7 protein-coding genes are annotated in these 6389 nt (G+C 75.5%); 2 read left to right on the top strand and 5 right to left on the bottom strand.

Translation table 11 applies throughout. The features are described from left to right. Positions 1-171: 171 nt before the first annotated feature. Positions 172-654, bottom strand: a complete 483-nt coding sequence (locus tag DLJ47_RS28640) for a DUF2231 domain-containing protein (RefSeq protein WP_088997266.1) — start codon at positions 652-654, stop codon at positions 172-174. 257 nt (positions 655-911) lie between these two features. Here DLJ47_RS28640 and DLJ47_RS28645 point away from each other — a divergent pair, with 257 nt between their 5' ends. Further along, entirely contained in the window at positions 912-1340 is a 429-nt protein-coding gene (locus DLJ47_RS28645; RefSeq protein WP_109904579.1) for a Fur family transcriptional regulator, read from the top strand. A 182-nt stretch (positions 1341-1522) separates the two neighbouring features. Then, entirely contained in the window at positions 1523-2386 is an 864-nt protein-coding gene (locus DLJ47_RS28650; protein ID WP_109904581.1) for an oxygenase MpaB family protein, read from the top strand. Between the two features lie 65 nt (positions 2387-2451). Here the strand turns inward: DLJ47_RS28650 and DLJ47_RS28655 are convergent, their stop codons facing one another. From DLJ47_RS28655 to DLJ47_RS28670, 4 genes are all read right to left on the bottom strand, one after another. Then, positions 2452-3294: a RecB family exonuclease gene (locus DLJ47_RS28655; RefSeq protein WP_396775938.1), complete on the bottom strand. Its 843-nt coding sequence runs from the start codon at positions 3292-3294 to the stop codon at positions 2452-2454. 140 nt (positions 3295-3434) lie between these two features. Continuing rightward, positions 3435-4049, bottom strand: a complete 615-nt coding sequence (locus DLJ47_RS28660; RefSeq protein ID WP_109904585.1) for a MarC family protein — start codon at positions 4047-4049, stop codon at positions 3435-3437. Positions 4050-4089: 40 nt separating this feature from the next. Further along, positions 4090-4956: a PHP domain-containing protein gene (locus DLJ47_RS28665; RefSeq protein WP_109904587.1), complete on the bottom strand. Its 867-nt coding sequence runs from the start codon at positions 4954-4956 to the stop codon at positions 4090-4092. A 32-nt stretch (positions 4957-4988) separates the two neighbouring features. Beyond that, positions 4989-6245 (bottom strand): hypothetical protein, encoded by a 1257-nt coding sequence (locus DLJ47_RS28670; RefSeq protein ID WP_109904589.1) that lies wholly within the window; start codon positions 6243-6245, stop codon positions 4989-4991. Positions 6246-6389 lie beyond the last annotated feature (144 nt).

Raw genomic sequence — 6389 nt, forward strand, 5'->3', positions numbered from 1 at the left:
TGCCACCACAGGACATGGTCGGGCTCGACGCGGCGGAGCAGCGGGCGCAGCGGGTCACCTGGGGGGTGGGCGTGGTGGCCGGGGTGGTGCTGGTGGTGCTGTGCTGCCTGCTCTGCTCGCGCGTCCTCTTCTGAGTCGGCCGAGAGCACCAGCAGGGGCGCCAGCCGCGGGTCAGAAGGTGTTGCCCCAGACGGCGTCGGCCCCGGAGTGCCCGGTCAGGTAGACGTAGACCAGGGACGCCACCCCCAGGGCGATCACCACCACCGACAGCGCCGGGACGGCCCAGTTCGGCAGCCGCGGCACCCGGGGGTGCCCGCTGGTCAGCGCGACCAGCAGGAGGGCGCCGACGCCGAGCGGCAGGGTGTACCGGAACAGCAGGTCACCGTAGCGGGAGTGCTCGTAGATCTTGTCCAGGATCTCGCCCTGGAAACCTCGCGCCACCTGGTGGTCGGTCAGCCGCTCCCCCGACTGGACGGCCACCCACGCGGTCAACGGCGCGATCACGGCGAGGGCCCCCACCGCCCAGTCCAGCCGGGACCGGAACCGGGGCAGCGCCACGTACGCGGCGGAGAGGAGCGCCAGCAGCGGCACGAACAACACGACCGCGTGCACCACCAGCACGTGTACTGGAAGACCCAGCACCTTCAAGAACATCGACAAACCTCCGGGGCAGTTCGCGGTCGCGGGATGCCAGCGTAAGGTGCGCCGGTCGACCCGCCCAGGACTCTCACCGGGTCACACGCGCCCCCGGCCGGTCCGGTTCACCGGACTCGCAACGATCTTCACCGAACGATCGGCAGCGCTCCCATCGAGCTGCCCCGGAAGATCAACGCCGGTCACCGGCTGTGGTCGGGGCCACCTCGCCCCGGAGCTCGGTTGTCGACCTCCATCGCCCGTGCTGTCATTGGCACATGTCCAGTGGCGAGGATCTGCTCCGGTCGAAGGGCCTACGGGTGACCCGACCGCGCCTCGCCGTGCTCGAGGTGCTGGCCGCCGGCGGCCACCTTGAGGTGGACGAGATCACCCGGCGGGTGCGTGAACGCCTCGACTCGGTCTCCACCCAGGCCGTCTACGACGTCCTCGGTGCGCTGTCCCGGGCCGGCCTGTCCCGCCGGATCGAGCCGGCCGGCAGTCCCGCCCGGTACGAGGCCCGGGTCGGCGACAACCACCACCACGTGGTCTGCCGGGGCTGCGGTGAGATCGCCGACATCGACTGCGCGGTCGGCGCCGCCCCCTGCCTCGACCCGAACATCGACAACGGCTTCGAGGTGGACGAGGCGGAAGTGACCTTCTGGGGCCTCTGCCCGGCCTGCCAGGCCCGCCGCTCCGCCGACGACTGACCAGGGCCGCACACCCGACAACGGCCCGGCCCGCACGGCCAGGCGAGCCGGATCGGGGAACGCCGACCCGGACAGGCAGCCGGCACCGACCGCGGCCCGGACGGCCCGGCTGGGAGCTTCGTCGCGCAGGACCACCAACCCACGGCCGCCGGAACGGCCCCCTGCCGTGGCACGCTGGTTCGGTGAACTCGGATGACGTCGGCCTGTTCGGTCCCGGCTCGGTCACCTGGAAGGTGCACGAGGAGCCGATCCTGCTCGTCGCCGGCCTGCGCTCGCTCTACCTCCAGGCGCTGCACCCGCGGGCGATGGCCGGGGTGGCGCAGAACAGCAACTACCGCACCGACGCCTGGGGGCGGCTGGTCCGCACCGCCACCTACGTGGCCACCACCATCTACGGCACCACCGCCGAGGCCGAGGCGGCCGGGCTGCGGTTGCGCCGGCTGCACGCCCGGATGCGGGCCACCGACCCGGCCACCGGGGAGGAGTTCCGGATCGACGAGCCCGACCTGCTGCGCTGGGTGCACGTCACCGAGATCGAGTCGTTCCTCGACACCGCGCGCCGGGCCGGGCTGCCGCTGACCGACGACGAGGTGGACGGCTACTACACCGAGCAGCGGCGGGCCGCCGCCCTGGTCGGCCTGGATCCACAGACCGTGCCGGGCACCGCCGCCGAGGTGGCGGAGTACTACCGGCGGATCCGCCCGGAGCTGCGGATGACCCGGGAGGCGGCGGAGACCGCGCTGTTTCTCACCGCGCCACCGCTGCCGTGGAAGCTCAGCCTGCCGGTCCGGGTCGGCCTCACCCTCGGCCCGCCCCGGTGGGCGTATTTCGGGATCGCCGGCACCGCGCTGGCACTGCTGCCGGCCTGGGCCCGGCGGATGTACGGCGGCCTCGGCCTGCCGACCACCGCGCTCTCGGCCGACCTGACGGTACGGGCCCTGCGCCTCGCCCTCGCCGCGCTGCCCCGTCGCTACCGGGAGGGGCCGATGCAGCAGGCGGCCAAGGAACGGGCCGCCCGGCTCACCGCCACCGCGCTGCCCGGCTGACCGCCGGCCGGGCCGCACCCGCTGAGTCACCCCGTGCGGCCGGGACGGTCATCGCGTGGAGACGATCACTCCTGACCGGGGAGCGCGTCGCTCGGCCGCTCGATGGCCGCCCACGGCTCCTTGCCGGGGGCCTGGGCGCCGGCCGGGCAGCTGCGCCGGTAGTCGCACCAGCCGCAGCGCGGGCCCGGAGTGGTGGGGAAGGCCTCGTCGGGGTCGCCGCCGTCGGCGACGGCCCGCTCGGCGGCCATGATGTCGCGCGCGGTCTCCTCGGCCCGGGACACCTGCCGGGCGAGCGACTCGACGGTGTGATCGTGCCCGGCCACCGTGCCGGTGGGCAGGTGGTGCAGCTCGACCCGGCGGCACGGCCGGCGGAACACCCGCTCGGCCGCGTACGCGTAGAGGGCAAGGGCCTGCGAGCCGCGCGCGTCGTCGGCGTCCAGCCCGGTGCGGCCGGTCTTGTAGTCGACGATGACCAGCTCGGGGCCCGCCGGCCCGGGGCGGGAGTCGATCCGGTCGGCCCGGCCGTTGAAGGCCAGCACCGCCGTCTTCACCGCGACCACCCGTTCCACGCCGAGCGGGTCGACCTCCGGGTCGAGGGTCGCCACGTAGGACTCCAGCCAGCTCAGCGCCCGGCGGTAGGCGGACCGCTCCTGCTCGTCGTCGCGGTAGCCCTCGCGGACCCAGGTGCCCTTGAGCAGCCCGGCCAGCGCCTCCGGCCGGCGTCGCTCGGTGGGCAGCGCATACCAGTTGCGCAGGGCGGTGTGCACGCTGGCGCCGAGGGAGTTGTGCGCCCAGGGTGGGCCCTTGGGCGGGGCCGGACGGTCGACGTAGGAGTAGCGGTAGCGCCGGGGGCAGTCCGCGTACGTGCCGAGTTTGCTGGGGGTGCACACGAAGAGCCGCTCCGGCATGCCCTCGAAGCCGAGCTGCTCGGGTTGGGCGTCGCGCGGTCGGGGCGCCCGGCCCCCCGCGGCGGAGGGTCGACCGGCTGAAGATGCTCGTCGCACACCGGGGATCCTGCCACCCGAGTCCGACAGGACCGGTACGGCGGTCAGGCCGCGCCGGTGTACTGGGCCACGAAGGCGGCCACCGCGTCCGCGATGAGCTGCACCGCGATGGCGGCCAGCAGCAGGCCGGCGATCCGGGTGAGCACCTCGATCCCGCCCGGACGCAGGATCTTGACGATCCCGCCGGAGAACCGGAGCACGATCCACACCGCGAGCATCACCGCCACGATCCCGGCGGCCACGGCGGTGTAGTCCGCGGCGCCGTGGGACTGCTGCACGAAGAGCATGGTCGCCACGATCGCGCCCGGGCCGGCCAGCAGCGGCGTGCCGAGCGGCACCAGGGCGATGTTCGAGGTGGTCTGCTGGCTCGGGTCGTCGGTCTTGCCGGTCAGCAGCTCCAGCGCGACCAGGATCAGCAGCAGGCCGCCGGCCGCCTGCAACGCGGGCAGGTCCACGTGCAGGTAGTCGAGGATGGTCTGCCCGGCCACCGCGAAGACGACGATCACGCCGAGCGCCAGCGCGACTGCCTGCCAGGCCGCCCGGTTGCGGTCCCGGGCCGGCAGCGGACCGGTCAGCGCGAGGAAGATGGGCATCATGCCCGGCGGGTCGACGATCACCAGCAGGGTCACGAAGACCTCGCCGAACAGCTTGACATCCACGCGATCAAGGTAGCCGTGGCGCCGGAGACGGAAACGCGGATCAGCCGGAAGCGACCTCGGTCACCCCGGACGCCTCGGCGACCAGCCGCTCGTACGCCTCGGGTTCGGTGTGGAAGGCGCCGAGCCGCACCGTCTTGTGCGTGCCGTGGAAGTCCGACGACCCGGTCACCAGCAGGCCCAGCTCGGCGGCGAGCCCCCGGACGTGCGCCCGCTCGGCCGGCGAGTGGTCCTCGTGGTCGGCCTCCAGGCCGGCGAGGCCGGCCGCGGCCAGTTCGGCGATCAGCTCGTCCGGCACGATCCGTCCCCGCCGGGTGGCCCGCGGGTGGGCGAAGACCGGCACGCCGCCGGCCGCCCGGACCAGCCGGACCGCGTGGAAGACGTCGATGTCCTCCTTGGGCAGCCGGTAGCGCTCCCCCAGCCAGTCCGGCCCGAACGCCTCGGTGGTGCTGGCCACCAGGCCGGCCCGGATCAGCGCCTGCGCGATGTGCGGGCGGCCCACCGTGCCCCCGGCCGCCGCGGCGAGGATCTCCGGCCAGCTGACGTCGACGCCGTCCGCCCGCAGCAGCGCCACGATGCGCTCGCCGCGCACCTCCCGGGCCAGCCGCACCCGGGCCAGCTCCGCGGTCAGCGCCGGGTGGTCCGGATCGAAGAGGTACGCCAGCAGGTGCAGCGGCACCGCCGAGTCCGGGCCGTACCAGCGGCAGGAGAGTTCGGCGCCGCGCACCAGGCGGAGCCCGGGCGGCAGCGCCCGCAGCGCCGGGTCCCAGCCGGCGGTGGTGTCGTGGTCGGTGAGCGCCACGACGGCCAACCCGGCGTCGGCGGCCGCCCGCACCAGCTCGGCCGGGCCGAGGGTGCCGTCGCTGGCGGTGGAGTGGGTGTGCAGGTCGATCCGTGGGCGGGAACTCACCGCCCGACGCTACCCGGCCCGGGACGCCCCGGTCATCCGGTGACCACCACCAGGCGCTCACCGGACCGCAGCCCCGGCACCGGGGCGGGGGTGGCCCGCTCGCCGGCGAGCACCGGGTCCACCGCGGCCCGCACCAGGCCGCCCGCGGCGTCGCCGTAGACCACTGTCTGATCCGCCGTCCAGGCGACCGCCCCGGCCAGCGGTGGCCCGGCCGGTAGCGCGGTCAGCGTCCCGGACCCGAGTGCCGTCAGGTCGACCAGGAGCGCGGCGTCCTTGCCAGCGGCGCGCCCGTTCAGCACCAGCCACCGGCCGTCGGCGGAGACCGCGCCGCGGCCGTCGGTGCCCAGGCTCGGCCCGCAGGCGGTACGCGCCGGCGTGAGCGCCGGATCCAGCAGGGCGAGGCAGGGCCGGCGCGGCGTGCCGGCGGACACCTGGGCGACCAGCCGACCGTCGGGCAGGCGGCCGTAGACGTGCGTGCTGGTGTCGTCGGCTGCCGTTACCGGCGCCTCGTCGCCCGGTCGCCACAGGAGGTGCCCGGGCCGGGTCGGGTCGAGGCGGGCCAGCACGCGGTCGCCGACGAACCGCACCGGGTCGGCCCCGGCCGGTAGCGCCGTCCGCACGGTGGCGACGAGCTGGCCGCCGACGATGCCGGCCGCCACCAGGTCGGCGCCCTCCCGCCAGGCGACCTGGCGCCCGTCGTCGCTGAGCGTGATCTGCGCCGCGCCGGCGAGCAGCACCTGCGCGGCGCCCCGGGGTGGCACCAGCCAGAGCGACCGACCGGCCACGGTGGGCGCGCCGACCACCAGCCAGCCGCCGCCGTCCGGTGCCCGCTGGGCCCGCTCGACCGGGCCGACGTCGAGCAACGGGATCCGGCTGCCGTCCGCGCCGGCGAGCGTGCTCCCGATGATCAGATCCACCTCGCCGCGGTCCGGGCCGACCGGCGCGGTCACGGCCGCCGTCGGCTCCGGCAGCGGTGAGGCGTACGGGTCACCGAGCACCACGGTCGGCGTCCTGGGTGGCCCCTGCTCCTCACCGAGTCGCGCCATCCCGGTGGTGAGCAGTGCGGTGGCCACCGTGGCCAGGGCCAGCCCGGCGGCGGTACGCCGACGGCGGATCCGGTCGGCCCGGCGGATGGCCAGCCCGGCCGGGTCGGCGGCGAGCGCGTGGGGCACGGCGACCTGGCGGGACAGCGTCTCCCGCACCGCATGTTCCAGGTCGTCCTGCCGCACGTGGAGTGGACGCGTCGGGCCGACCGTCTGGTTGCCACGGCGACCCGACGGGGCGGTCACCGGGCCTCCATGGCGACGGTGCCCGCCGGTACGCCGCGGGCCGGCACGGTCACCGGGACGTCCGCGGCGTCCAGCTCCGGTGCCGGGGCGACCGTCGCCTCAGGCGGGGCGCCGGCGGGCACCGCCGCGGGGGCGGCCGGGGTG

Source organism: Micromonospora sp. S4605 (assembly GCF_003176715.1).
Lineage (GTDB): Bacteria > Actinomycetota > Actinomycetes > Mycobacteriales > Micromonosporaceae > Micromonospora > Micromonospora echinaurantiaca.